This is a genomic window from Pontivivens marinum (assembly GCF_900231835.1).
GTDB lineage: Bacteria > Pseudomonadota > Alphaproteobacteria > Rhodobacterales > Rhodobacteraceae > Pontivivens > Pontivivens marinum.
On record NZ_OCTN01000001.1, the window covers coordinates 570,937 to 595,770 of the forward strand.

The 24,834-nt window shown below is 59.6% G+C and carries 20 protein-coding genes; 2 read left to right on the forward strand and 18 right to left on the reverse strand.

What is annotated here, in order from left to right:
* Window positions 1-247 precede the first annotated feature (247 nt).
* The 9 genes from CR254_RS02875 to CR254_RS02915 form a co-directional block, all read right to left on the reverse strand.
* On the reverse strand, window positions 248-2,329 hold the full coding sequence (locus CR254_RS02875) for a 3-hydroxyacyl-CoA dehydrogenase NAD-binding domain-containing protein (RefSeq protein ID WP_097928294.1): 2,082 nt from the start codon (window positions 2,327-2,329) through the stop codon (window positions 248-250).
* 87 nt (window positions 2,330-2,416) lie between these two features.
* A complete protein-coding gene (gene pgl, locus CR254_RS02880) occupies window positions 2,417-3,088 on the reverse strand; it encodes a 6-phosphogluconolactonase (RefSeq protein WP_097928295.1) in 672 nt (223 codons plus the stop codon).
* Window positions 3,085-4,545, reverse strand: coding sequence for a glucose-6-phosphate dehydrogenase (zwf, locus tag CR254_RS02885; RefSeq protein ID WP_097928296.1), 1,461 nt, complete (start codon window positions 4,543-4,545; stop codon window positions 3,085-3,087). The genes pgl and zwf overlap by 4 nt, the downstream gene beginning before the upstream one ends.
* 17 nt (window positions 4,546-4,562) lie before the next feature.
* Window positions 4,563-5,486 carry a carbohydrate kinase family protein gene (locus CR254_RS02890; RefSeq protein ID WP_097928297.1) on the reverse strand — a complete coding sequence of 308 codons (924 nt, stop codon included), beginning with the start codon at window positions 5,484-5,486 and terminating at the stop codon, window positions 4,563-4,565.
* Window positions 5,487-5,617: 131 nt separating this feature from the next.
* Entirely contained in the window at window positions 5,618-6,721 is a 1,104-nt protein-coding gene (locus CR254_RS02895; protein WP_097928298.1) for an ABC transporter ATP-binding protein, read from the reverse strand.
* 36 nt (window positions 6,722-6,757) lie between these two features.
* Window positions 6,758-8,416, reverse strand: a complete 1,659-nt coding sequence (locus CR254_RS02900; RefSeq protein WP_097928299.1) for an alpha-glucosidase — start codon at window positions 8,414-8,416, stop codon at window positions 6,758-6,760.
* 1 nt (window position 8,417) lies between these two features.
* The gene (locus CR254_RS02905) at window positions 8,418-9,572 is read right to left on the reverse strand and encodes a carbohydrate ABC transporter permease (RefSeq protein WP_097928300.1); all 1,155 of its coding nucleotides are present in this window, start codon (window positions 9,570-9,572) and stop codon (window positions 8,418-8,420) included.
* Window positions 9,572-10,564, reverse strand: a complete 993-nt coding sequence (locus CR254_RS02910; protein WP_097928301.1) for a carbohydrate ABC transporter permease — start codon at window positions 10,562-10,564, stop codon at window positions 9,572-9,574. Before CR254_RS02910 ends, CR254_RS02905 begins: the two co-directional genes overlap by 1 nt.
* A 106-nt stretch (window positions 10,565-10,670) precedes the next feature.
* Entirely contained in the window at window positions 10,671-12,017 is a 1,347-nt protein-coding gene (locus CR254_RS02915; protein WP_097928302.1) for an ABC transporter substrate-binding protein, read from the reverse strand.
* Between the two features lie 220 nt (window positions 12,018-12,237).
* Between CR254_RS02915 and CR254_RS02920 the strand changes: the two genes are divergently transcribed.
* Both CR254_RS02920 and CR254_RS02925 read left to right on the forward strand, forming a co-directional pair.
* Window positions 12,238-13,266 (forward strand): LacI family DNA-binding transcriptional regulator, encoded by a 1,029-nt coding sequence (locus CR254_RS02920; protein WP_097928303.1) that lies wholly within the window; start codon window positions 12,238-12,240, stop codon window positions 13,264-13,266.
* Entirely contained in the window at window positions 13,263-14,591 is a 1,329-nt protein-coding gene (locus tag CR254_RS02925) for a GH1 family beta-glucosidase (protein WP_097928304.1), read from the forward strand. The genes CR254_RS02920 and CR254_RS02925 overlap by 4 nt, the downstream gene beginning before the upstream one ends.
* Before the next feature lie 100 nt (window positions 14,592-14,691).
* On the opposite strand, the gene CR254_RS02930 is transcribed toward CR254_RS02925, so the two are convergent.
* The 9 genes from CR254_RS02930 to aptA all read right to left on the reverse strand — a co-directional run bounded on the left by CR254_RS02930 (window position 14,692) and on the right by aptA (window position 24,741).
* Complete coding sequence (locus CR254_RS02930) at window positions 14,692-15,672, reverse strand: ABC transporter substrate-binding protein (protein ID WP_097928305.1); 981 nt, start codon at window positions 15,670-15,672, stop codon at window positions 14,692-14,694.
* 53 nt (window positions 15,673-15,725) lie between these two features.
* On the reverse strand, window positions 15,726-16,574 hold the full coding sequence (locus CR254_RS02935; RefSeq protein ID WP_425440230.1) for an ABC transporter permease: 849 nt from the start codon (window positions 16,572-16,574) through the stop codon (window positions 15,726-15,728).
* Complete coding sequence (locus tag CR254_RS02940) at window positions 16,571-17,434, reverse strand: ABC transporter permease (protein ID WP_097928306.1); 864 nt, start codon at window positions 17,432-17,434, stop codon at window positions 16,571-16,573. Before CR254_RS02940 ends, CR254_RS02935 begins: the two co-directional genes overlap by 4 nt.
* 153 nt (window positions 17,435-17,587) lie before the next feature.
* Window positions 17,588-18,367 carry an ABC transporter ATP-binding protein gene (locus tag CR254_RS02945; protein ID WP_097928307.1) on the reverse strand — a complete coding sequence of 260 codons (780 nt, stop codon included), beginning with the start codon at window positions 18,365-18,367 and terminating at the stop codon, window positions 17,588-17,590.
* Window positions 18,368-18,666: 299 nt separating this feature from the next.
* The gene (hydA, locus tag CR254_RS02950) at window positions 18,667-20,130 is read right to left on the reverse strand and encodes a dihydropyrimidinase (protein ID WP_097928308.1); all 1,464 of its coding nucleotides are present in this window, start codon (window positions 20,128-20,130) and stop codon (window positions 18,667-18,669) included.
* Between the two features lie 58 nt (window positions 20,131-20,188).
* Window positions 20,189-20,476, reverse strand: coding sequence for a GIY-YIG nuclease family protein (locus tag CR254_RS02955; protein ID WP_097928309.1), 288 nt, complete (start codon window positions 20,474-20,476; stop codon window positions 20,189-20,191).
* 102 nt (window positions 20,477-20,578) lie between these two features.
* Window positions 20,579-21,829, reverse strand: coding sequence for a Zn-dependent hydrolase (locus tag CR254_RS02960; RefSeq protein WP_097928310.1), 1,251 nt, complete (start codon window positions 21,827-21,829; stop codon window positions 20,579-20,581).
* A gap of 29 nt (window positions 21,830-21,858) precedes the next feature.
* A complete protein-coding gene (locus CR254_RS02965) occupies window positions 21,859-23,352 on the reverse strand; it encodes a CoA-acylating methylmalonate-semialdehyde dehydrogenase (RefSeq protein ID WP_097928311.1) in 1,494 nt (497 codons plus the stop codon).
* Window positions 23,353-23,412: 60 nt separating this feature from the next.
* Entirely contained in the window at window positions 23,413-24,741 is a 1,329-nt protein-coding gene (gene aptA, locus CR254_RS02970; protein WP_097928312.1) for an omega-aminotransferase AptA, read from the reverse strand.
* Window positions 24,742-24,834: the final 93 nt, after the last annotated feature.

Below are 24,834 nucleotides of genomic sequence, written 5' to 3' on the forward strand. Positions count from 1 at the left end.
GCCTGTGAACAGGTTGGAGCATGCGCCCATGACAGCTAGGGCCGCGTGATCGTGATGGGTTTGGGTTGAAATGCGTCTTGCACATGAACGCAGCCGTCTGCCCCAGAGGTGGACAGCCTGCCTTCGTCGTCCTGGCGTCCGCATATCACGTTGTGATGCCATTGCCGGTGGGGGCTGGGCAATCGGCACACACGTGAACGAGCGACCGCGTCAGTACCTGTGGGGGGTGGTGGCGCGGTCGGCTCGGTTATTTGTTTCGCGCGGCAAACGGGCTGTTTTGCACGCCCACCTCACGCAGCAATGGCGCAACCTGCCAACTGGCCGGATCAGCATCTGCAATGGCCTGCATCGTGGCCAGTACTTGCGCGGTGCCATAGGCATCGGCCTGCTGCATAGGGCCACCGCGCCAGCGCGGATAGCCATAGCCCATCATCTTAACCACATCGATATCGAGGGGACGCTCTGCCACGCCCTCGGCCAAAATCATCGCCGCCTCGTTCACCTGAACGGCATGCAGCATGGCCACGATCTGCGCGTCGGTGAAATCACGCGGGGTGATCCCCTGCGCCGCACGCTCCGCCGCGATCAGCGCATCGGTTTCCGGCGAGGGCAGCGCAGCCCGGTTGCCAGCCTCGTACCGATAGAAGCCGCGTCCGGTTTTCTGACCGGTTGCGCCATCCTCCACAATCAGATCGGGGATGCGGGAATAGCGGCGGTTCGGATCGCGGGTTGCTGCCTCACGTTTGCGATTGGCATAGCCGATTTGCAGGCCTGCCATGTCGAACATCTCGAACGGGCCCATGGGCATACCGAATGCCTTCATCGCGCCGTCAATCTGCGCGGCGCTGGCGCCATCCTCCAGCAGATAGCCGGCCATCCGGCCATAGGCGCCGAGGATACGGTTGCCGATAAAGCCGTCGCAGATGCCCGACAGCACCGCCACCTTGCGCATCTTTTTGGCCATTACGAAACCGGTGGCCAGCACATCGGGGTGGGTATCAGGCGTTTTGACCACCTCGACCAAGCGCATGATATGCGCGGGGGAAAAGAAGTGCAGGCCCATGATCCGCTCGGGGTTTGGCACCTGTGCGGTAAAGCTGGTGGGGTCGATATAGGACGTATTCGTGGCGAGGATCGCGTCCGGGCGGGCCGTTGCCGCCAGCTTGTCAAACACGGCGCGCTTTACGTCGGTTTCCTCGAACACAGCCTCGATAATCAGGTCGGCAGTAGCGACGGCATTGAAATCATCGGTGGTGGTCAGCAGGGCAAGGGTTGCGTCGCGGGTGGCCTCGGTGATTTTGCCACGCTTCACAGCCGATGCCAGATTGCCCGCTACGCGATCTTGTGCCGCCTGCGCGGCCTCCGCGCTTTGCTCAACGATGGTGGTGGGGTAGCCGGCGGAGATTGCAGCCGTCGCAATGCCCGATCCCATCAGGCCACCGCCGATAACGGCAAGCTGTGCGATGTCGCGCGGCGTGCCGGATTTCAGCGCGGCTGGCTTGCCAACCGCACGTTCGGCAAAGAAGGCATGGCGCAGGGCCTTTGACTGATCGGTTTCCTTTAGCTCAAGGAAGATCTCCCGCTCCGCCTTCATTCCATCCGCCAGATCCATGGTGAAGGCATTGCGCACGGAATCAAAGGCCCGCACGGGGGAGATTTGGCCGCGGGCCTTTTTCGCAACCTCGGCGCGTAATTTGTCCCAATCATCTGCGGTCAGGTCGGTTTGTGCCGGGGCCGGATCAAGGCGCGGCACTGGTTTGCCCGCCACATCCCGTGCGAAGGTCATTGCATCTGCGGTCAGATCATCGCTGAGGCGATCCACCAGACCGACCTCCATCGCCTGTGCTGCCGAAATTGGCGCGCCTGTTGTGACCAACTGCACCGCCGCCGCCGCACCGGTCAGTCGTGGCGCCCGCTGTGTGCCGCCAGCACCGGGCAGGATACCCAGTGCGACCTCGGGCAGACCAACCTTCGTCCGGCTATCCGCAATCCGGCAATGACAGCCAAGGGCCGTTTCCAGCCCGCCACCCAGCACGGTGCCGTGCAATGCCGCGATCCATGGCTTGGAGCTGGCGTGGATACGCTCCACCAAATCCGGCAGCCATGGTTGCATGGACCCGCCGTCAAATTCCCGAATGTCAGCACCTGCGATAAAGGTACGCCCCGCGCAGGCCAGCACCACCGCCTGTACCGAGGCATCCTCCTCCAACACCGGAACAGCATCCCATAGCCCCTGCCGGACCGCCTGCCCGACGGCATTTACCGGCGGGTTATCAATGGTGACGACGGCAATGCCATCCTGACGGGTAATGGTGACGGTGCTGGACATAAATCTCTCCCCTATATTTTGGCCACATGGTGACGCAGCCGCGCGCACCGTCAAGGGCAACGCCGCGTGGGGGAGAGAGTTTGATGTTTAGGCAGCCCAGTGGATCGTAGCACCCGCCTGTAGGGCAAGGCGGATCGGGGCCTCGGCCGTGGTGGGTGTGGCCTGCGCCTGTGTCAGGGCCTCAGCCTTATCCGCGCCCTGAATCAGGATGTGCAGATTGCGCGCGGCGGACAGCACGGGGGCAGTCAGCGTTAGCCGTGGTTCAGGCGCACCCGGTGCACGCATCGGCAGCAAGGGCGGCGCATCAGCGGCCAGCGCCTGTTCCAACAGATCCGCACCGGGGAAGATTGAGGCCGTGTGCATATCCGCGCCCATGCCCAGCACGCAAACATCCAGTGGCAGGGCCATGGCGATATCTGCGGTGAGCGCCTCCAGCACGTCCTCGGGCCGGTCACCCTGACGGTAGAACGGCACCATGGTTGCCACTGCCGCTGCGTTTTGCAGCAGGGTGCCGCGCAACAGTCGGGTGTTCGACCGCTCCGACGTTTCAGGCACAAAGCGTTCATCCGTCAGCATCACCCGCACGCGGAACCAATCCAGCGGTGCAGTGGATAGCGCGCTGAGGAACGGCCCCGGTGTGGTGCCCCCCGGCACGGCCAGCGTGGCGGTTGGTTGGGCGTCCAGCGCCGTGGCCAGCTCACCAGCAACTGTTGCGGCCAGTGCGGCCATCAATGCCTCGCGGCTATCGTAGCGGTTCATGCCTCAATCTCCCGCCAGCGACGGCCATCGCGGTGCATCAGGCCCAATGCGTCCTCGGGGCCCGAGCTGCCGGAATCATAGGCGGCTGGCTTGCGCCCTTGCTCGGTCCAGTCATTCAACATTTTATCCGCCCATTCCCAAGCTGCCTCGACCTCATCCCCGCGCATGAACAGGGTTTGGTCGCCGCGAATAACGTCCATGATCAGACGTTCATAGGCATCGGGCATGGATTCCGCACTTGGCCCGAGTGCATCGGCAAAGGTCATGTCCAGCGGCACATCGGCCAGACGCATGCCGCCCGGGCCCGGTTCCTTGATCGTCATGCGCAGGGTGATCCCCTCATCCGGCTGCAACCGGATGATCAACGCATTGGTCTGGTGCGCAGGCAATTTGGCAAAGATCGAGTGAGGCGGCTCCTTGAAGATCACCGCGATCTCACTCATCCGTGCGCGCAGACGTTTTCCAGTGCGCAGATAGAACGGCGTACCGCTCCAGCGCCAGTTCGAGATGTTTACCTTTAGCGCGACATAGCTTTCCGTCAGGCTGTCAGGATTTTCGGCGTCCTGCACATAGGATGGTTCATCCTTGGCCGCGCGATATTGGCCGCGCACGATATCCTCACGGGCGACATCCTCCAGCGAGTGGATGACCTTCAGCTTTTCATCCCGCACGCGGTTGGCGTCGAACTGGGCTGGTGGTTCCATTGCGGTCAGGCACAACAACTGCATCAGGTGGTTTTGCACCATGTCCCGCATCGCGCCGGATTTGTCGTAATAGCCGCCACGACCGCCGACGCCGATACTCTCGGACACGGTGATCTGCACGTGATCGACATGACGTGCATTCCACAGCGGCTCGAACAAGGCATTGGCGAAGCGGACGGCCATCAGGTTCTGGACGGTTTCCTTGCCCAGATAATGGTCGATGCGGTAAATCTGCGCCTCGTCGAAGCTATCGCTCAATTGTTTGTTCAGTGCGCGGGCCGATTCCAGATCGTGGCCCAGCGGCTTTTCCACAACGATGCGGCTATCCTTGGTCGCGATGCCGGTTTCGTGCAGACGCGCAGCGATGGGGCCGAACAGCGACGGGCCTACGGACAGGTAGAAGGCGCGGGTTTGGCTCTTCGTTTTGGCGAGCTTTTTGGTCAGCTCGTCCCAGCCATCCTCACCTGTCGCATCAACGGTCACGTAATCCAGCACGGACAGGAATTTGGCGGCGATTTCCTCGTCCAGCTTATCCTTGCCGATAAAGGTTTCCAGCGCCTCACGGATCATATCGCGAAAGGCGCGGGTGGTCAGCGCGGAGCGGGCCGCACCGATAATGCGCGCATCCTGCGGCATCTGGCCTGCAACCATCCGGCGGTAAAGACCCGGTAGAATTTTGCGGCGGGCAAGATCGCCGGTAGCCCCGAAGATAATCAAATCAAAGGGCTGTACTGGAATGACGCGCGAAACCATAACGACTCTCCTGTCGTTCAGAGATCAGAAAGACGGGGCAAGTCGGCCCCCTGGCGAGTACATGTGACTGCTGCGGCATTTGCGCAGAAGTTGAGCAAATGCTCAAGTCCTGTCGCATCCATACCCGCAATATGCCCGTGAATGTCGTCCGCCTTGCCCAATTGCATCAGCAGCGACGCCATAAACGTATCCCCCGCGCCGACCGTATCAATCACATCAACAGCCGGGGGCGATGCAACAGCGTGGGCACCATTCGCCGCCCAGCCCAGCGCGCGTTCACCGCCATCGGTGACGACAACCAGTTTCACCCCCGCGGCCAGCATGTTCTGCGCAAAGGTCGCCGCATCCATGTCAGGGTGGATCAGCTCCAGATCCTCGGACGAGATTTTCAGCACGCTGACAAACGGGATCAGGGCCGCAACACGGGCGCGCCAAACAGCCATATCAGGCTGTACCGTTGGGCGAATATTCGGATCGAGCGAGATCAGACGATCCTGCGCCTGTTCCGCCAAAGCGTATAGCGCATCGGCGCAGGGCATTGTGACCAGAGAATAGGACCCGAAATGCACGCCGCGCACATCATCGGACAGCGTGGGCACATCCGCAGGCGTGACGCCGGTATCGGCTGCATTCTCGGAATAGAAGGTATAGGCGGGCACGCCCTCCTCATCGAGGGTAATCATGCTCAACGTGGTTTTGCGGTCCGTATCCAGCGTGTAGCGCAGATCGACATCCTCATCCTGCAACACGCGGTGCAATTTGCGGCCCAGCGGGTCCATGGACAGCGCCGAGAAATAGCCCGCATCCGCCTGCAACCGGCGCATACCGATGGCCACGTTGAACGGCGACCCGCCTGCCCGCGACGTGAATTTCGCCGTGGCTGCATCCGTGCCGGGTTCCATGAACACGTCGAAAAGATTGTCGCCGCAAATCAGAAACATAAGGTCGCTCCGTCAGATCAACGCCCCATGGGCGGAGGAAGTGGTCACCCCTTGGGGCAAAAATCATCGGCACGTGCCGAAACACGCGCCGCAGATAGGCGTCAAATGCGCCTGATGCCAATAGCCAAGGCCTATTTATAGAAGAAACTATGCCCGCTTGCATCGAAAAGGTGCAGTTTATCGGGGCTTGCCGTCAGGCTCAGCTGCGTTCCCTTGGACACATCCGCGATTCCGGGGATTTTTGCGATCACCGAATCCTCGCCATCACGCGGGGTGAAATAGACCACGGTGACCTCTCCGAGTTTCTCGGTATAGGAGGCCTGCCCCTCAAAAATCACCGCATCACCTGGTTGGGCAACCACGAAATCCTCAGGCCGTACGCCAAGCTGGACCTCGGTCCCGCTGGGCAATCCTGCCGCGCTGACCGGTACAGTTGCAACGCCGCCAGCGGTCACATCAATGGTGGTCGTGGTGTCCTGCGCCGCGCTGATCGTGCCGGGCAGCAGGTTCATTTTTGGTGAGCCGATGAATTGCGCCACAAAGGTATTTTCGGGCCGCTGGTACAGGTCCAGCGGGGTGCCGAATTGCGCGATTGTGTGCGTCTTGTTGTTCAAGACCACGATGCGGGTGGCCAGCGTCATCGCCTCCACCTGATCGTGGGTGACGTAGATCATCGTGCTCTCGGGCATGTTTTCCTTGAGCTGCGCAATCTCGATCCGCGTATCAACGCGCAGGGCCGCGTCGAGATTCGAGAGCGGCTCATCGAACAGGTACACCTTTGGATCCCGCACAATCGAACGCCCGATGGCCACACGCTGCCGCTGCCCGCCCGACAGCGCCTTGGGCAGGCGGTCCAGATAATCGGTCAGTTGCAGGATTTTGCCGGCATTGCGCACACGCTGGTCGATCTCGGCCTTGGGCATTTTTGCGACCTTCAACGCGAAGGCCATGTTGTCGTAAACCGTCATATGCGGGTACAGCGCGTAGGATTGGAACACCATCGCGATGCCCCGTTTCGACGGCGGCGTATCGTTCATACGCTCACCATCGATATACAGGTCGCCGCCGGTGATTTTTTCCAACCCTGCAATCATGCGCAGCAGGGTGGATTTACCGCATCCAGACGGCCCGACGAAGACGATCAACTCGCCCTGCTCGATATCAAGGTCGATATCCTTGAGCACTTCGACGGTCCCGTAGGACTTCGCGATATTTTGCAACAGCAGCGATGCCATTCTGGTCTCCCCTAGAGTTTTTGCCCTGATTATTGCTTACAGGCTTTGTTGAGCAAAATATGCTTGATAGGGCGGCAAGGTGACGCCCTTATCTGTGACCGCTGCGCTGAAAGGTGCCGCCATATCCTGCCGCCAATCGCCATCGGGCAATCTGATCGCCGTGGCCGAGTTGGACATGTTGAAGGCGCAGAACACACGGTCGCCATTATCACCGGTGCGGATGAACGACACGATGTCATCACCGGAGTCCACCAGCTCGAACGCGCCGTTTCGCAGTGGTTCATGTGCCTGACGGAAGGCGACCATCTCGCGGTAGAAATTCAGCATCGAGCGGTCATCGCGATCCTGCTCGGACACGGCTCGGGACAGATGCTCCATCGCGACGGGCAGCCATGGCTTCACATCGGTAAAGCCGCCAGTCGGTCCGTCCACAGACCACGGGATCGGCGTACGGCAACCGTCGCGCCCCTTGAATTTCGGCCAGAAGCGGATGCCATAGGGGTCCTGCAATTCCTCGTAGCTGACATATGCCTCGGTCAGGCCCAGCTCCTCACCCTGATACAGACAGACGGAGCCACGCAGGCTGAGCAGCAATGCCGCGTATAGACGCTGCGCCTGTTCACCCAGATTCCAGCGGCTGGCATGGCGCACAACGTCGTGGTTGGAAAACGCCCAGCAGGCCCAACCGTCGCTGGCCACATCCTCGAACCGGGTCAGGACATCGGCCACCATCGTGCCGTTCGGGGCCTCGGGCGCCAGAAAGTCAAAGGCGTAGCACATGTGGATGCGGTCATCGCCCGCCGTGTACTCCGCCTGAATTTGCATCCCCATCTGGGAATCGCCCACCTCACCCACAGCGGTTTTACCCGGATATTCGTCCAGCAGCGCACGGTAGCGTTCCAAGAACGCGATGTTTTCCGGCTGGTTTTTGTCGTGCAGGTGCAATTGCCAGTTATAGGGGTTCACCGCAGGCGCGGTGGAGGCATTGCGGTCCTCGGGCGGGCATACGGGGTTGTCGCGCAATTGCTTGTCATGGATGTAGAAGTTGATCGTATCCAGACGGAAGCCATCCACACCACGCTCCAACCAGAACCGCGTCACGTCCAGCAGCGCGTCCTGCACCTCCGGCTCATGGAAGTTCAGGTCGGGTTGTTCCTTGAGGAAGTTGTGCAGGTAATATTGCAGACGCTCGCCGTCCCATTCCCACGCCGACCCGCCAAAGATCGACAGCCAGTTATTGGGCGGTGTGCCGTCCGGTTTGGCATCGGCCCAGACATACCAGTTCGATTTGGGATTATCGCGAGACGAGCGGCTTTCCTGAAACCATTCATGCTGGTCCGACGAATGGCTGAGCACGAGGTCGATCATGACCTTTAGCCCCAATTCATGGGCGCGGTGGATCAGCGCATCAAAATCGCCCAACGTGCCAAATAGCGGATCAACATCGCGGTAATTCGACACGTCATAGCCGAAATCCAGCATGGGTGAGCGGAAGAACGGCGAAATCCAGATCGCGTCCACGCCCAGACTGGCAATATGGGGCAGCCGGTGGATGATCCCTGACAGATCGCCCACGCCGTCGCCATTCGTATCCTGATACGAGCGGGGATAGATCTGATAGATCACCGCGCCGCGCCACCAATCGGGATCTGCGGCAAGTACCTTTTCAGGCTCAACGGAAACAGCAAGGTTCATATCAGCCACCTTTGACAGAGCCGGCCAGCAGGCCGCGCACGAGATAACGTTGCATTGAGAAAAACACGACCAGCGGAACGATGATCGTAATAAAGGCGGAGGTGGTCAGGATTTCCCAATCCCCCCCGCGTGAGCCGAGAAGCTCCACCAACCGGCCCGTCAGGACCATCTGGTTGTCCGATTGGCCCAGGAACACCTTGGCTATCAGCAGGTCGTTCCATGTCCACAGGAACTGGAAGATCGCGAAGGACGCCAACGCCGGAAAGCTGAGCGGCAGCACGATCCGCATGAAGATACCGAAATCGGTGGCACCATCGACGCGCGCGCTCTCGATCACTTCACGCGGCAGGCCCGCCATGTAATTGCGCAGCAGATAGACCGCCAGCGGCAGGCCAAATCCGGTATGTGCCAGCCATATCCCGACATAGCCCTTGGCCGACACGCCGAATGCCTCTCCGACCACGCCATAGAATTTCAGCAACGGGATCAGCGATAGTTGCAGCGGCACAACCAGCAGGCCGACAATGATCGCGACCAGCATGATCCGCCCTGGAAATTGCATCCATGCCAGCGCATAGGCCGCGAAGGCCGCAATCAGGATCGGGATAATCGTCGCGGGGATCGACACGGTTAGCGAATTGAGGAAGCTTTGCGCCACCCCCTCGGAGGACAGAACCGCCTCGTAATTCTCGGTCGTGACGGTGGGCGGAACCTCGGTCGTGTAGAAGATACGCGCGCCGCGCCGCCCCTCGGGCTGGTCAGCATAGGTGATGGTGTAATCGCCGTTCACCGCGATTTCCAACACGCCATCATCGCGCAGCACCAGCGGCTCACCCGGTTCGTTCGACGTTGGGTCCTGCGCGCGGGACCCGAAGGCGGTGACATCGCCGGTCGTGCCATCCTCGAACACTGAACCGGCCACAACCCAAGCACCGCCCACCTGTTGCGCATCGTCCGGCGCACCGGCGCGGGCGACCAGCGATTGCTCGGACGCGCTCAACGCCGTCCACCAGCCAGAGGTCGAGATCGCATCCCGATCCCGCAGCGATGACACAAAGATGCCAAAGGTCGGGATTGTCCACAGCACCACCAGCAGCAAGGCCGAGAGGTTAACCACCCAGACCAGTGCGGGGCTTTTGCCTGCCAAACCCAGCATCACGCGTTCTCCTTCAATGCATTACGGATGTTCCAGATCATGATCGGGATCACCAGAACCATGATGGTCAGCGCAATCGCAGACCCCCGCCCCGCATGCCCGTCGATAAAGGTCATCCGGTACATATAATTCGCCAGAACCTGCGTGCCCCATTCGCCATTTGTCATGGCAAACACGATGTCGAACACCTTGAGCACCAGAATGGTAATCGTCGTCCAGACCACGGCAATGGTGCCTGCGATCTGCGGAATTTTGATCTTGAAAAACACGGTCAGCGGGCCTGCACCGTCCAGCACGGCCGCCTCGATCGTTTCCTCGGGGATGCCGCGCAATGCGGCGGACAGGATCACCATGGCAAAGCCGGTTTGAATCCAGATCAGGATCACCATCAGGAAAATATCGTTCCAGAACGGGATCGTAATCCATGCCTGCGGATCACCGCCCAGTGAGGTCACGATGGAGTTCAGCAAACCGATCTGTGTCTGATCCTCGCCGCGATAATCATAGATGAATTTCCAGATCACCGACGCCCCGACAAAGGAGATCGCCATGGGCATGAAAATCAGCGACTTCGCGATATTGCCCCACCAGATACGATCCGTCAGACCCGCTGCGATCAGTCCGAACAGCGTGGACATGGCCGGCACGATGATCAGCCACATGGCGTTGTTAAACAGGCTTTCCTGAAACTTATCATCCGCGATCATCCAGCGGTAATTCTCCAGTCCGACGAAGTTTTCGCGGCTGCGGTCCATCATGCTCAACCAGATGGAATTGAACACCGGATAGACCAGATACAGCCCGAGGATCGCTATCGCCGGCAGCATGAACAACCACGGGCGCACAGCGTTTGCGCGGTTGATATTGCGCCCCGCATTCGGGCCGGTATCAGGATAGATGCGGTCCAGCACCCAGTTCGAGCCAAAGAAATAGGTCACGCAGGCAATCACGCCCAAAACGACCGTCACCAATGCCAAAATAATTGGGTTCACCGCATTTCTCCCCGGAAATTCATGGCCTGCACACGTCTTTGGCGTGGCTAGGGCCGAAATCGGGGCACGTTGGACGCGCCCCGATCTGGGTTATGGATGGTCCGAATTACTTCAGAGCGTCCCATGTTTCCTGAATGGAGGTCGCAACATCGGTTGCATCCGCTCCACCGGCATAATCAACCATGCCTGTCCAGAATGCGCCCGCGCCGATACCGCCGGGCATCAGGTCAGATGCGTCGAACCGGAAGGTCGTTGCATTGAGCAGGATCTGACCCTGTGCGCGCGTGGAATCGTTGATATAGGCATCGGTGTTCACACCAGCATGCGCAGTCAGCAGACCACCCTGCGCCATCCAGATTTCGTGCGCGATTGGCGTCTTGATGAAGTCGATCATCACACGGGTTGCCGGACTGTCAGAGGTGATGCCGAACACGGTGCCAGCGCCCAGAACAGGGGTGCCCAGATCGCGATCCGCATAGGATGGGAAGTAGAAGAAGTCCGCGTCCAGACCAACCTCTGTCCCTTCGGGGAAGAAGGCAGGGATGAACGATGCCTGACGGTGCATATAGCATTCAGGCGGGAACGAGAACAGACCCTTGGGACTGTCGCGGAAATCAGTTGTGGCAACAGCACCCGCACCGCCGGCAACATAGTCATCATTGCGGGCGAAATAGCCGAATTCCTCGATCGCAGTTATAACCGCCGGATCGTTGAACGGGATCTCGTTCGCAACCCACTGGTCATAGACAGATGGCTCCGCCGTGCGCAGCATCATATCCTCAACCCAATCGGTTGCGGGCCAGCCGGTCGCGCCACCCGAACCCAGACCGATGCACCACGGCGTTCCGCCATCTGCAACGATTTGGTCGGTCAGCTCCTTGAGCTCCTCCATCGAGGTGGGCACTTCGTAGCCTGCATCCTCGAAATTCTCCGGCAAATACCAAACCAGCGACTTCAGGTCAGCGCGGTAGAAGATGCCGTACAGTTCCTCGTCAAAGGTGGCGAGATCGACCCAGGACTGGCCTGCGGCGTAATTCTCGGCAATCCATGCGCCATCTTCGGCGGTTAGCGGCGCGACCAGACCGTCACGCGCCATGTCGCCCAACAGGCCCGGCTGCGGGAAAACGGCGAGGTTCGGCGCGGAGCCTGCCTGCGCGTCGATGCGGATTTGCTGCTCAAAGCTGTCGGACCCTGCATATTCAACAGTTGCGCCCGTGGCCGCCGTGAAATAGGCAAAAACTGTCTCGACCGTGTCCTTTTCCGCGCCCAGCCATGGGCCCGCAATCGTCACGGTCTGACCTGTCAAATCGGGGGCGTTTGCCGCGAATTCCTCATAGGAGCTCCACGTGAACTGATCCCCTTCGCCCGGTGTAAATACCAGATGTTCATCCGAAAATGCCGGTCCAGCAATAATGGCTGCAACAGCGACGCCCGCAAACAGATTGCGTTTCATAGAGTTTCTCCCGATTCTGATCACACTGCGGCGATCTTTTAATGGTTTTTCTCTCGATACGGCGATATGAGGCTATACCAAACCGCTTTGAGGTGTCGGCACGATGCTAACTTGCCACCTCGGAGTCAAGTACGGTGATAATAGATGGGTGCGTTTACGTTGCCAGTCTTAACAACACTCGGCATATTGCCAAAACGCTTTGAGAGGGAGCTTTTCCGATATGACACTTAAGGAACTGGCTGACCGTCTAGGTCTATCGCCAACCACTGTATCGCGCGCCCTGAACGGTTATCCCGAGGTAAACGCAGAGACCCGCGCCAGAATCGAAATCGCCGCTCGTGACTATGGGTACCGTGCGAACACCATGGCGCGCAAGCTGGCAACCGGTCGATCCATGGCGATTGGCCACGTGATCCCGTTGAGCAACCACCAGATGATCAACCCGATCTTTGCGGAGTTCATGGCGGGCGCGTCCGAAATCTACAGCAGCGAGGGCTATGAAACCCTGCTGGCCGCCGTGCCCGCCGCGAACGAGGTGCAGACCTATCGTGAGCTGGCCCGCCGTCGGTCCGTTGACGGATTGATCGTGCACGCCCCGCGCCTGAACGACCCGCGCGTTGACCTGCTGCGCGAACTGGAGCTGCCCTTTGTTGTGCATGGACGATCCGTGGATATCGAGGATCGCCCCGTTTTTCTGGACACCAATAACCGCCGCTCGTTCGAGCAGGCGACCACCTATCTGATTGAGCTGGGCCACACCCGCTTTGCCCTGCTGAACGGGATGGAGACCATCAGCTTTGCCCGCCGCCGCCGCCGTGGGTTTGAGCAAGCGTTGCAGAATAACGGCCTGCGTTCGGATGCATCGCGCATGGTGGACATGGAGATGACCGAGACCAACGCCTATGACGTCACGATGAAGTGGCTGAACGAGCCGAAACCACCGACGGCGATCCTGACCTCCAGCACGATTTCCGCGCTCGGCGTGGCGCGTGCCATTCGGGATGCGGGACTGCAAATTGGCGATGACGTGTCGCTGATCACCCATGATGACGACCTGTCCTTTATGCGCAATGTCGGCGATCCGCCGCCCTTTACCGCCCTGCAATCGCCAATCCGTGACGCTGGTGCGAAATGTGCGCGTATGTTGATCGACCATATCGCGGGCAAGAAGGTCAGCAGCGAGATCTGGAAATGCGAATTCATCGAGGGCCGCTCCACCGGTCCCGCACCTAAGGAGACCCCGGCATGAGCGGCGTAGGCTTCACCCGTGCGGATTTTCCCGAAAATTTCGTCTTTGGCACCGCCACATCCGCCTATCAGATCGAGGGCACGCAATTCGGCGGCTGCGGCGAATCCCACTGGGATACCTTTGCCGCAACCCCCGGCAATGTGGAGCGGGCCGAGGATGGCGCGGTGGCCTGCGGGCATTACAACACATGGGAGAGCGATCTGGATTTGATCGCCAAGGGCGGCTTTGACGCTTACCGTTTCTCCATGAACTGGGCGCGGGTGATGCCTGACGGCCAGACGATAAATCCCGAGGGGTTGGATTTCTACGACCGCTTGGTGGACGGCATGTTGGCCCGCGGCATTCGCCCCTATGCGACGCTGTATCACTGGGACTTGCCCTCGGCCCTCGCCGATAAGGGCGGATGGCGCAACCGCGACGTGGCAAGCTGGTTCGCAGATTACACCGAGGCCACGATGTCGCGTATCGGTGATCGGGTGGAGGCGACCGCCACAATCAATGAACCGTGGTGCGTTGCGTGGCTAAGCCATTTCATCGGCGGGCATGCCCCCGGAATGCGCGACATCCGCGCCGCCGCCCGCGCCATGCACCATGTCCTGCTGGCGCATGGCCGCTCGATCGAGGTGATGCGCGGCTTGGGCCTGAGCAATCTGGGGATTGTGACCAATCTGGAGGGCTCGCAGCCCGTTGATGACCGCCCCGAAACCATCGCCGCGCATCAGCGGAACCACGCCCTGTATAACGAATGGTTCCTATCCGGCGTGTTCAAGGGCGAGTACCCCAAGGCCGCGATGGAGGGGCTGGAGCCGCATCTGCCACAGGGTTGGCAGGATGATTTCCCGACCATTCAGGCCAAGGTGGACTGGCTGGGCATCAATTACTACACGCGCAAACGCATCTGTAATTCCGGCGGCCCGTGGCCCCAGATCGGCGAGGCCCCCGGCCCGCTGGAAAAAACATCCTTTGGCTGGGAGATCGAGCCGGATCGCCTGCGCCATTTCCTGACTTGGGCCGCGTCGGAATATTCCGGCGATCTGCCGATCTACGTCACCGAAAACGGCATGGCGGGGCATGATTACCTGCTCGATGAGAAATGCCCCGATCCGCAGCGCGTCAAATATCTGCGGGACCATTTCGATGCGGCAAAGCAGGCGATTGCGCAGGGTGTGCCGCTAAAGGGCTATTTCGTGTGGTCCCTGATGGACAATTACGAGTGGGCGGCCGGCTATGACAAACGCTTCGGTCTGGTGCATGTCGATTTCGACACATTGGCCCGCACGCCCAAGGATAGCTGGTACGCGATGCGCGATGCGTTGACTGGCTAGGGTTCGAGACAACTCCGCCGGAGGTGCATTTCGAGAGATGCGCCTCCGGCGGGGATATTTCGCGAATGCGATGGGGGCGGGTTGCGCCCCCGACACAGGATTAGTTCAGAGCAGCGTCCGAGATTTCGAGCGTATATGCGCCCTCAGGCTCAACCGTGATAACCGGATCCGAACCACCGCCCAGCAGCGTTGCCACCGTGCGCTCGTAATCGGCAACGTCCAGCGCGCCGTTCGAACCTGCGGTCAGCAGGGCAATCTCACCCATCATGCGGACCTGATGCGATTCGGTTTGCGCACCGGTTGCATCATTGTCGAGCACGATTTCTGCTGCCTCAGCCGGATTTTCCTCGGCCCATTTCCAGCCGCGCATGGAGGCACGGACGAAGCGCACCATCCGGTCTACGAATTCCGGATCGTCGAGGTTTTCCTCAAGCACGTACATGCCGTCCTCAAGCGTGGCGACGCCCTGCTCCTCATACTTAAAGGTAACCAGCTCGTCCTCACCCACGCCTGCATCCAGAACCTGACCGTATTCGTTATAGGTCATGGTGGAGATACAGTCGGCCTGACGCTGCAACAGTGGGTCCACGTTGAACGCCTGACGCAGAACGGTCACGCCGTCCTCGCCACCATCGGTTGGAATACCCAGCTGGCTCATCCAGCTCAGGAACGGATACTCGTTGCCAAAGAACCAAACGCCGATGGTTTTGCCGCGGAAATCCTCGGGCGTTTCGATACCTGCATCGGCCCAGCAGGTCAGCATCAGGCCGGAGGATTTGAACGGCTGCGCGATGTTCACAACCGGCACGCCGCGTTCGCGTGCGGCCAGTGCGGATGGCATCCAGTTCAGCATCACATCAGCGCCGCCACCGGCCAGCACCTGAGGAGGCGCAATGTCAGGACCGCCCGGCTGGATCGTCACTGCGAGGTTTTCCTCGTCATAGTAACCGTTATCCAGTGCCACGTAATAACCGGCGAACTGTGCCTGCGTGACCCATTGCAATTGCAGCGTAACCTCGTCCTGCGCCATGGCAGGCGTCGCAAGCAGGGTGGCTGCGGCCAGTGTTTTGAGCAATTTCATGTTCTTCTCCTTGTTGGGTAACCCCTTTTCGGGGCCTTTTGCCTTAGCCCCCGTCACCTTCCCCTTTGCGACGGATGCCAGAAGGTGGCCGCTCTCTCGAGGAGCGTTACCACGCCGTAGAAGGTCGAGCCCGCAAGAGCCGCGACCAAAATAACCGCCCAGACCATGTCGAGCGCAAGCCGACCGACCTGAGTGGAAATACGAAAGCCCATGCCCAATGTGGGTGAGCCAAAGAATTCCGCAACGATGGCACCGATCAGCGCCAGAGTCGTGCAGATTTTCAGGCCGTTAAAGATGAACGGCGACGCTGCGGGCAGCTTTAGCTTGGTCAATGCCTGCAAAGGCGAGGCCGCGTAGGTCCGCATCAAATCGGACTGCATCCGGTCCGCCGCCGCCAGCCCCTGCACCGTGTTTACCAGCATCGGGAAAAAGCACATCACGGCAACCACGGCTGCCTTTGACTGCCAGCCGAAACCGAACCACATCACGAAAACCGGTGCCATGCCGATGATCGGCAGCGCGGCAACGAAATTGCCAACGGGCAGCAATCCACGTTTCAGGAAGTCGGACCGGTCCACCGCCAATGACATCAGGAATGCGGCTCCGCACCCGATGATATATCCCGACAGCGCGCCCTTTACGAAGGTTTGAACGAAGTCAGCCCATAGTGTCGGCAGGTTCGACGCAAAGGCCAGACCGATGGCAGAGGGCGGCGGCAGGATCGCACCGGGCACGTTCAGCGCGCGCACCAGCAGCTCCCACAATACCAGCAGAGTGGTCCCGAAAATCACAGGTGCCGCTAACCCTGACCAGCGGTTGCCGGTGATCCGTGCCAAGCGAACATTTGCCCACCAACCGCCAACCCAGATGGCGAGCGCGGCAATCATCAATCCCACACTCATCGTCCGAACCCCATGCGTTTGGTTACAATCCGCTCAATCAGACCCACTGCCACGATCAGCAATGCGGCAAGGGCTGCCGCCCCGAACAGTGCCGACCAGATCTGCACGGTTTGCCCATAATAACTGCCCGCCAATAATCGCGCGCCCAGGCCCGCAACCGCGCCTGTTGGCAATTCGCCGATCACCGTACCGACAAGGCTGGCCGCGACTGCAATCTTGAGCGAGGTAAACAGATAGGGCAGCGAGCTGGGCAGCCGCAGCTGGATGAACCCCTGCAAGCCGCTGGCATTCCACGTTTTCATCTGGTCCAGCTGCATACCACTGGGCGCGCGCAACCCCTTAACCATGCCCACGGTCACAGGGAAAAAGCTGAGATAGGTGGCGATAATCGCCTTGGGGATGAACCCCTGCATCCCGACCGAATTCAGCACCACGATAATCATCGGCGCAATGGCAAGGATCGGGATGGTTTGCGAGGCGATCACCCATGGCATCACGCTCATATCCATCGCGCGGCTATAGACAATGCCGATGGCCAGCGCGATTCCCAGTGTTGCACCAAAACCAAATCCGGCCAGCGTTACGCTGAGCGTGACCCAGCCGTGATAGATCAGGCTGCGCTTGGAGGTGATTTTCTTCTCGACCGTGGTTTCCCAGATCTCCGTCGCGACCTGATGCGGGGCGGGCAAACGGGGGCGGTCCTGTGACCAAGTTTCGGCGATCAATTGCGAGGTGGTCAGCACCCTGTCCTGACGCTCCGCCTGTTGATAGGCCCAGTTGGCGTTGAGGTAGACAGCGCCCGCATACCAAATCGCGATCATCGCGGCGAGGACGGTCAAAATCGGAACGAGGGACCTCATGACGCCCCCCCGGATTTACGGCTGCCATTCATGAATTTTAACGGCGCGGTAAGGTTCGCATGATTGAACGTCAGACATGGTACAGGCCGCAAAGCCGGTATTAGTGAGCGAAGTCGGCCTGTCGCCTTGACCTCCACAGGGCGGCAGGTTGCATCAAACATCCTCATGCCCCGCGCGCAGCCCCTCACGAACACGGTGGGCGATGGCGATAAATTCCGGCGTATCGCGGATTTCCAGCGGGCGTTCGCGTGGTAAAGTGCTCTCGATCACATCGGTTACGCGGCCCGGGCGTGGCGACATCACCACGATCTTGGTGGACAGGTACACAGCCTCGGGGATCGAATGCGTGACGAAAGCGATGGTTTTTTCAGTGCGCGCCCACAATGCCAGCAATTGCTCATTCAGGTGGTCGCGCACAATCTCGTCCAACGCACCGAACGGTTCATCCATCAGCAGGATATCAGCGTCAAAGGCCAGCGCCCGCGCGATGGAGGCGCGTTGCTGCATGCCGCCGGACAATTGCCACGGGTATTTCTTCTCGAATCCGGCAAGGTCAACCAGTTCCAGCGTGCGTTTCACCCGCTCTGCCTGATCTGCCTTGGAATAACCCATAATCTCCAGCGGCAGGCGGATATTTCCGCCGATCGTGCGCCACGGATACAGGCCAGCCGCCTGAAAGACGTAGCCATAGGCGCGGGATTTGCGGGCCTCCTCAGGCGTCATACCATTTACGGTAATCTCACCGGCTGTAGGTTGTTCCAGATCAGCAGCGACGCGCAGAAACGTGGTTTTACCACATCCCGACGGACCGATGAAAGAAACGAACTCACCTTTACCAATATCGAGGTTCACATCCTTAAGTGCGTGAACCGGTCCATCATTGGTCTGAAAGGTCAGAGACAGATTGCGGGCGGAAATAACGGGATATTGCAAAGGCTGCCTCTCAGGTTGCTTGAATAGAGTGACGCAATTTTTGACCGGTCGGTCAAGGGTTGCGTGCAGTTAATCACATAACTTGCCGCGCTATTAGCCAGGCGCACATAACGCAAACAGACACTGCCATAAATATGAGCACCACAAACACTCCAGCAGCAGATATCGCCTGGACATTCAGTGTGCACAAAACAGCTCCATCCGCCAATTTGCACAAAAGCGCTGGCATTTACGCAGCCACAAAAAGAAAGGGGCGCCAACCATAGTCAGCGCCCCCGTCAATTACAGGTTATAGCAGATCAAACCCCGCTTGGGATGTTCATCGGATTGCGCTCAATCTTGCGCGGGGTGTTCAGCGATTTCCACTTGCTCAACGCCTTGGACGCGCTGGCAAAGGCAGGGCGACGCACGAATTTTCCGCGACCCGGCTGGGGCTGCGAGTTCTGACCATAGGCCCAGATCACATCACCACGGCTGAGGGTATAGCGTGGCTGCGCCGTGACCTCATACCCCTCGAACACGTTGTATTCGATGATGGATTTCTGGGTGGAGGTCGAGATTGTCTTGGTTATTGTCGGATCCCAGACCACGATATCCGCGTCGCCGCCAACCATGATGCCACCCTTTTGTGGGTAGATGTTCAGGATTTTAGCGATGTTGGTCGAGGTCGCGGCAACGAACTCCTCCGGCGTCAGGCGGCCGGTCTCGACCCCCTGCGTCCACAGCATCGCCATCCGTTCTTCAAGCCCACCAGTGCCGTTTGGAATCAGCGTAAAGTTCTCCAGCCCCATCCGTTTTTGCACGTCCGAGAACGCGGCATGATCCGTCGCAACCACTTGCAGCGAGCCGGAGGAAAGACCTGCCCACAGGCTGTCCTGATGCATTTTATTGCGGAACGGCGGGGACATGACGCGGCGTGCGGCATATTGCCAGTCCTTGTTGAAATACTCGCTTTCGTCGAGGGTCAGGTGCTGGATCAGCGGCTCACCATAAACGCGCATGCCCTTTTGACGGGCACGGCGGATTGCCTCATGCGCCTGCTCACATGATACGTGCACGATGTAGAGCGGCGTGCCGGCGGCGTCAGCGATCATGATCGCGCGGTTTGCGGCCTCACCCTCCAATTCCGGCGGGCGGGAATAGGCGTGCGCCTCGGGGCCGGTTTGACCCTCAGCCAGCAGTTTTTCCTGCATGGCCTGCACGATATCGCCGTTTTCCGCATGGACGAGTGGCAGCGCGCCCAGTTCCGCGCAGCGCTTGAACGAGGCAAACATCTCGTCATCCTCGACCATCAAGGCGCCCTTATAGGCCATGAAATGCTTGAACGTGTTGATGCCACGCTGTTTTACGACCGCCTCCATCTCCTCGAAGATGTTCTCGTTCCAGCCGGTAATCGCCATGTGATAGCTGATATCGGTGCAGATCTGGTCCTTGGATTTCTTGTCCCACGCATCAATCGCGTTGAGCAGCGATCCGTCCTCACCGGGCAGGCAGAAATCCACCAGCATCGTGGTGCCACCAGCGGCCGCAGCAAAGGTGCCGGACTCAAACGTCTCCGCCGCAGTCGTGCCCATGAACGGCATTTCGAGGTGCGTATGTGGGTCAATACCGCCGGGGATGACATAAGCATCGGTAGCGTCGATGGTCTCATCACCTTTGAGATTCTCACCGATCTCGACGATTTTTTCACCATCGATCAGGACGTCCGCTTTCCACTGACGGTCCGCAGTGACGATGGTTCCGTTTTTGATGACTTTGGTCATTGGATTTGCTCCTGCTGCTGCGCTGTTCCGGGCTTGACCCGGAACAGCGCGCTTATGGTCAATACGGTATGTCGAAGGCGACATCGCGCCAATCTGGATTGTGCTGTTGGATCAAAGCGATCTTCCAATCGCGTCTCCATTTTTTTATGCGCCGTTCTCGAACGATAGCTTCGTGATGGGTTTGGTGTGTTTCGAACCAGACCAACGTCCCGATATTGTAACGCGCTGTATGGCCAGGGATTGCCCCTGCCCGATGTTGTTCCACACGCCGTCGCAAGTCGTTGGTTGAGCCGAGGTAAAGTGCGCCATGTGGCCGGGATGCGAGAAGATAAACGTAGTACTGCATCGAATGCGCCCCGCGCTGCCCGGTCCCAAAGCGGGTGCAACTCTCGGCCAGAGCAACACCAATGGGCGAGGTTCCGAGTCAAGCCCGGAACAGCGGAGGAGCTCACCCCACCACTCCCGCCGTTTCAACAACTGCATGGAACAGCACGTTTGCGCCCTTCTCGGCCCATTCCTTTGAGATTTCCTCGGCTTCGTTATGGCTCAACCCATCGACACAGGGGCACATAACCATTGCCGTGGGTGCCACGCGGTTGATCCAGCAGGCGTCGTGGCCTGCGCCGGAAATCAGGTCGCGGTGGGAATAGCCAAGGCGTTCGGCCGCGTTGCGGACGGCAGTGACGCAGCCCTCGTCAAAGGCGACAGGGTCGAAACCACCGACTTTCTCGAACGCAATCGTTAGGCCCATATCGTCGGCAACCGCCTGCGCGCCGGTCTGCAAGCGGGCCTCCATATCCTCGATCACCGACAGGTCGGGCGAGCGGAAATCGACGGTGAACACCACCTGTCCGGGGATCACGTTGCGCGAATTCGGATAGACGTCGATATGACCCGCAGCACCCACCGCATGGGGTGCGTGGGACCATGCGATTTCATCCACCAGTTCGAGAATGCGCGCCATGCCGAGGCCCGCATTTTTGCGCATCGGCATCGGGGTGGAGCCGGTATGCGCGTCCTTGCCCGTTACCGTGATCTGGGTCCAGCTAAGGCCCTGGCCGTGGGTGACGACGCCGATATCCTTTTGTTCTGCCTCCAGAATCGGGCCTTGCTCGATATGCAGTTCAAAGAAGGCGTGCATTTTGCGTGCGCCGACGTCCTCATCCCCGCGCCAGCCGATGCGGTCCAGCTCATCACCGAAGCGTTTGCCCTCAGCGTCGGTTTTATCCTCGGCCCATTCCTGCGTGTGCAGGCCAGCAAAAACGCCCGAGGCCAGCATGGCGGGGGCGAAGCGGGTGCCCTCCTCGTTCGTCCAGTTGGTTGCCACAATCGGGTGCTTGGTTTTGATGCCTAAGTCGTTGAGCGTGCGGATAACTTCCAGCCCGCCCAACACACCTAGGATGCCGTCATATTTACCGCCAGTTGGCTGCGTATCCAGATGCGAACCCACATAGACGGGCAGCGCATCCGGGTCCGTTCCGGCCCGCGTAGCGAACATATTGCCAAGCTGATCGAGGCCCATCGTGCAGCCCGCATCCTCGCACCATTTCTGGAACAGGGCGCGGCCCTCACCATCCTCATCCGTTAAGGTCTGGCGGTTGTTACCGCCAGCAATGCCTGGCCCGATCTTGGCCATGTCCATCAGACTGTCCCACAGCCGATCCGCGTTGATTTTGAGGTTTTCACCGGGTGCTGCCATGGGACTATCTCCTTGTTTTAAATGTTAGTTCAGGACGGGAAGCTGAATGTCGCGCCTGCCTTGATACCTGCGGGCCAACGGGTCGTTACCGTTTTCAGGCGCGTGTAGAAGCGCACGCCCTCTGGACCGTAGATCGAGTGATCACCAAAGCTGGACCGCTTCCATCCACCAAAGGAATGGTAGGCGACCGGAACCGGAATCGGCACGTTGATGCCGACCATGCCGACCTCGATCCGGTCCGCGAAATCGCGTGCTGCATCGCCGTCACGAGTGAAGATCGCGGTGCCGTTGCCGTATTCGTGGTCGTTGATCAGGTCCACAGCGGATTCGTAGGTCTGCGGTTCCATCACTCCCAGCACCGGGCCGAAGATTTCGGTCGTGTAGATGTCCATGTCCGGCTTAACCTTGTCGAACAGCGAGCCGCCCAAAAAGTACCCATCTTCATAGCCTTGCAGCGAGAACCCGCGCCCGTCTACGACCAGATCGGCGCCTTGCTCAACGCCGCTATCGATCAGGCCGGTGATGCGATTTTTCGCCTCACCTGTGATAACCGGACCCATTTCGGCATCGGCATCGGTGGAGGGGCCAACCTTGAGCGCCTCTACCTTTGGCTTCAGGGCCTTAACCAGCTTCTCACCTGTTTCTGCGCCGATTGGCACCGCGATGGAGATTGCCATGCAACGCTCACCAGCAGAACCGTAACCTGCGCCCATCAGCGCATCCGCTGCCTGATCCATATCGGCGTCAGGCATGACGATCATGTGGTTCTTCGCGCCGCCAAGTGCCTGAACACGCTTACCATTTGCCGTACCGCGGCTGTAAACATACTCAGCAATCGGGGTGGAGCCAACGAAGCTGACCGCCTTCACATCCGGGTTGTCGAGCAGAGCGTCCACGCTGGATTTGTCACCATGCACGATGTTCATCACGCCATCGGGCAGGCCAGCCTCGCGCAGCAGTTCCCATGCCAGCATCGGGGCGGATGGATCACGCTCGGATGGCTTCAGAACGAAGGTGTTTCCGCAAGCGATTGCAATGGGGTACATCCACATCGGCACCATTGCGGGGAAGTTGAACGGCGTGATACCGGCCACAACACCCAGCGCCTGACGGTCGCCATAGCTGTCGATGCCGGGGCCGACATTGCGGGAAAACTCGCCCTTGAGCAGTTGCGGGATGCCGCATGCGAACTCGACCACTTCCAGACCGCGCTGAATCTCGCCAAGGGCGTCATCATGGGTTTTGCCATGCTCACGCGACAGTTCACGCGCCATTTTGTCGGCGTTCTGGTTCAGCAGCTCAAGGAATTTGAACATGATCCGTGCACGCTTCAACGGCGGGGTGCGCGACCAAGCGGGGAACGCTGCCTTGGCATTTGCGACGGCTGCGTTCACCTCATCCACAGTGGACAATGGCAGGGTTCCGACGGCCTCGCCAGTGGCGGGGTTATAGATCGATTGGGTGCGATCCGAGGTGCTGTCGACCAGCTGGCCCCCGATGGCATTTTTAATCGTATAGGTCATAGTTAATTCCTGTGGTCTCAACCCGAAAAACACGGGCTGCTAAGTGGCTGGCAGAAAGCGTTAAGGCAGTTGGCGCAATACATCGGCCAGTGTGCCGAACAGCGTGTCGATTTCCGCCTTTGAAATGACGAGCGGCGGGCTGAGCGCGATGATGTCGCCGGTGGTGCGGATCAGGATGCCCTTATCATAGGCACGCAAAAACGCCTCGAACGCGCGGGCGGTTGGCTGTCCCTCGATCGGGGCCAATTCAATACCTGCGATCAGGCCCAGATTTCGCACATCGGTCACATGGGGCAAGCCGCGCATCGAATGGGCGGCGTCCTCCCAATAGCTGGCCAATTCGGTGCCGCGCTCCAGCAGCCCCTCATCCCGATAGGTGTCCAACGTCGCAATCGCGGCGGCGCAGGCCATCGGGTTGCCCGAATAGGTGTAGCCGTGGAACAGCTCGATCAGGTTTTCGGGGCCGTCCATAAACGCATCGTGGATTTCTGCCGTGGTCAGAACCGCGCCCATCGGGATCACCCCGTTGGTCAGGCCCTTTGCCGTGGTGATCATGTCGGGCATCACGTTGAATTTCTGGGCCGCAAACGGTGCGCCCAGACGGCCAAAGCCGGTGATGACCTCGTCAAAGATCAGCAGGATGCCGTGCTTGTCACAAATCGCACGCAGACGCTCCAGATACTGCTTTGGCGGCACCAGAACACCGGTGGAGCCTGCAAGTGGCTCGACAATCACCGCCGCGATGGTGGACGGATCGTGCAGCGCGCAAATCCGCTCCAGATCATCGGCAAGGGTAGCGCCATGTTCCGGCTGGCCCTTGGTAAAGGCGTTCTGCTCGGGTAAATGCGTGTGGGGCAAGTGGTCCACACCCGCCAGCATCTGACCGAAATGCATCCGGTTCTTAACAATACCGCCAACAGAAATACCACCGAAGTTCACGCCGTGATAGCCACGCTCGCGCCCGATCAGGCGGGTCCGCGTGCCCTCACCCCGTGCGCGGTGATAGGCGATTGCCATTTTCAGCGCGGTCTCGACGCTTTCCGAACCGGAGTTGGTGTAGAAAACATGCTTCATAGGGTCCGGCGCAATATCGACGAGGCGGTTGGCAAGTTCGAACGCCTTGGGGTGGCCCATCTGGAAGGCGGGGGCGTAGTCCAGTTCCTCCGCCTGCTTTGCCACAGCCTCAACGATTTTGGGGCGCGCATGGCCCGCATTACAGCACCACAGGCCCGCCGTGCCATCCAGCACCTGACGACCATCCGAGGTCGTGTAATGCATATCCTTGGCGCCAACGAACATGCGCGGATTTTTTTTGAACTGGCGGTTCGCCGTGAAAGGCATCCAAAATGCGCTGAGATCGTTGGGGGCTACGTTCGTGCGACCTGACATGGCCACTCTTCCTTTCGCTGATGGGAATTCAACGTTGCGCTGTTTCCCGTGGCTTGTATGGTCTTTTGACCAATTGGTCAGAACGCTAGGCGG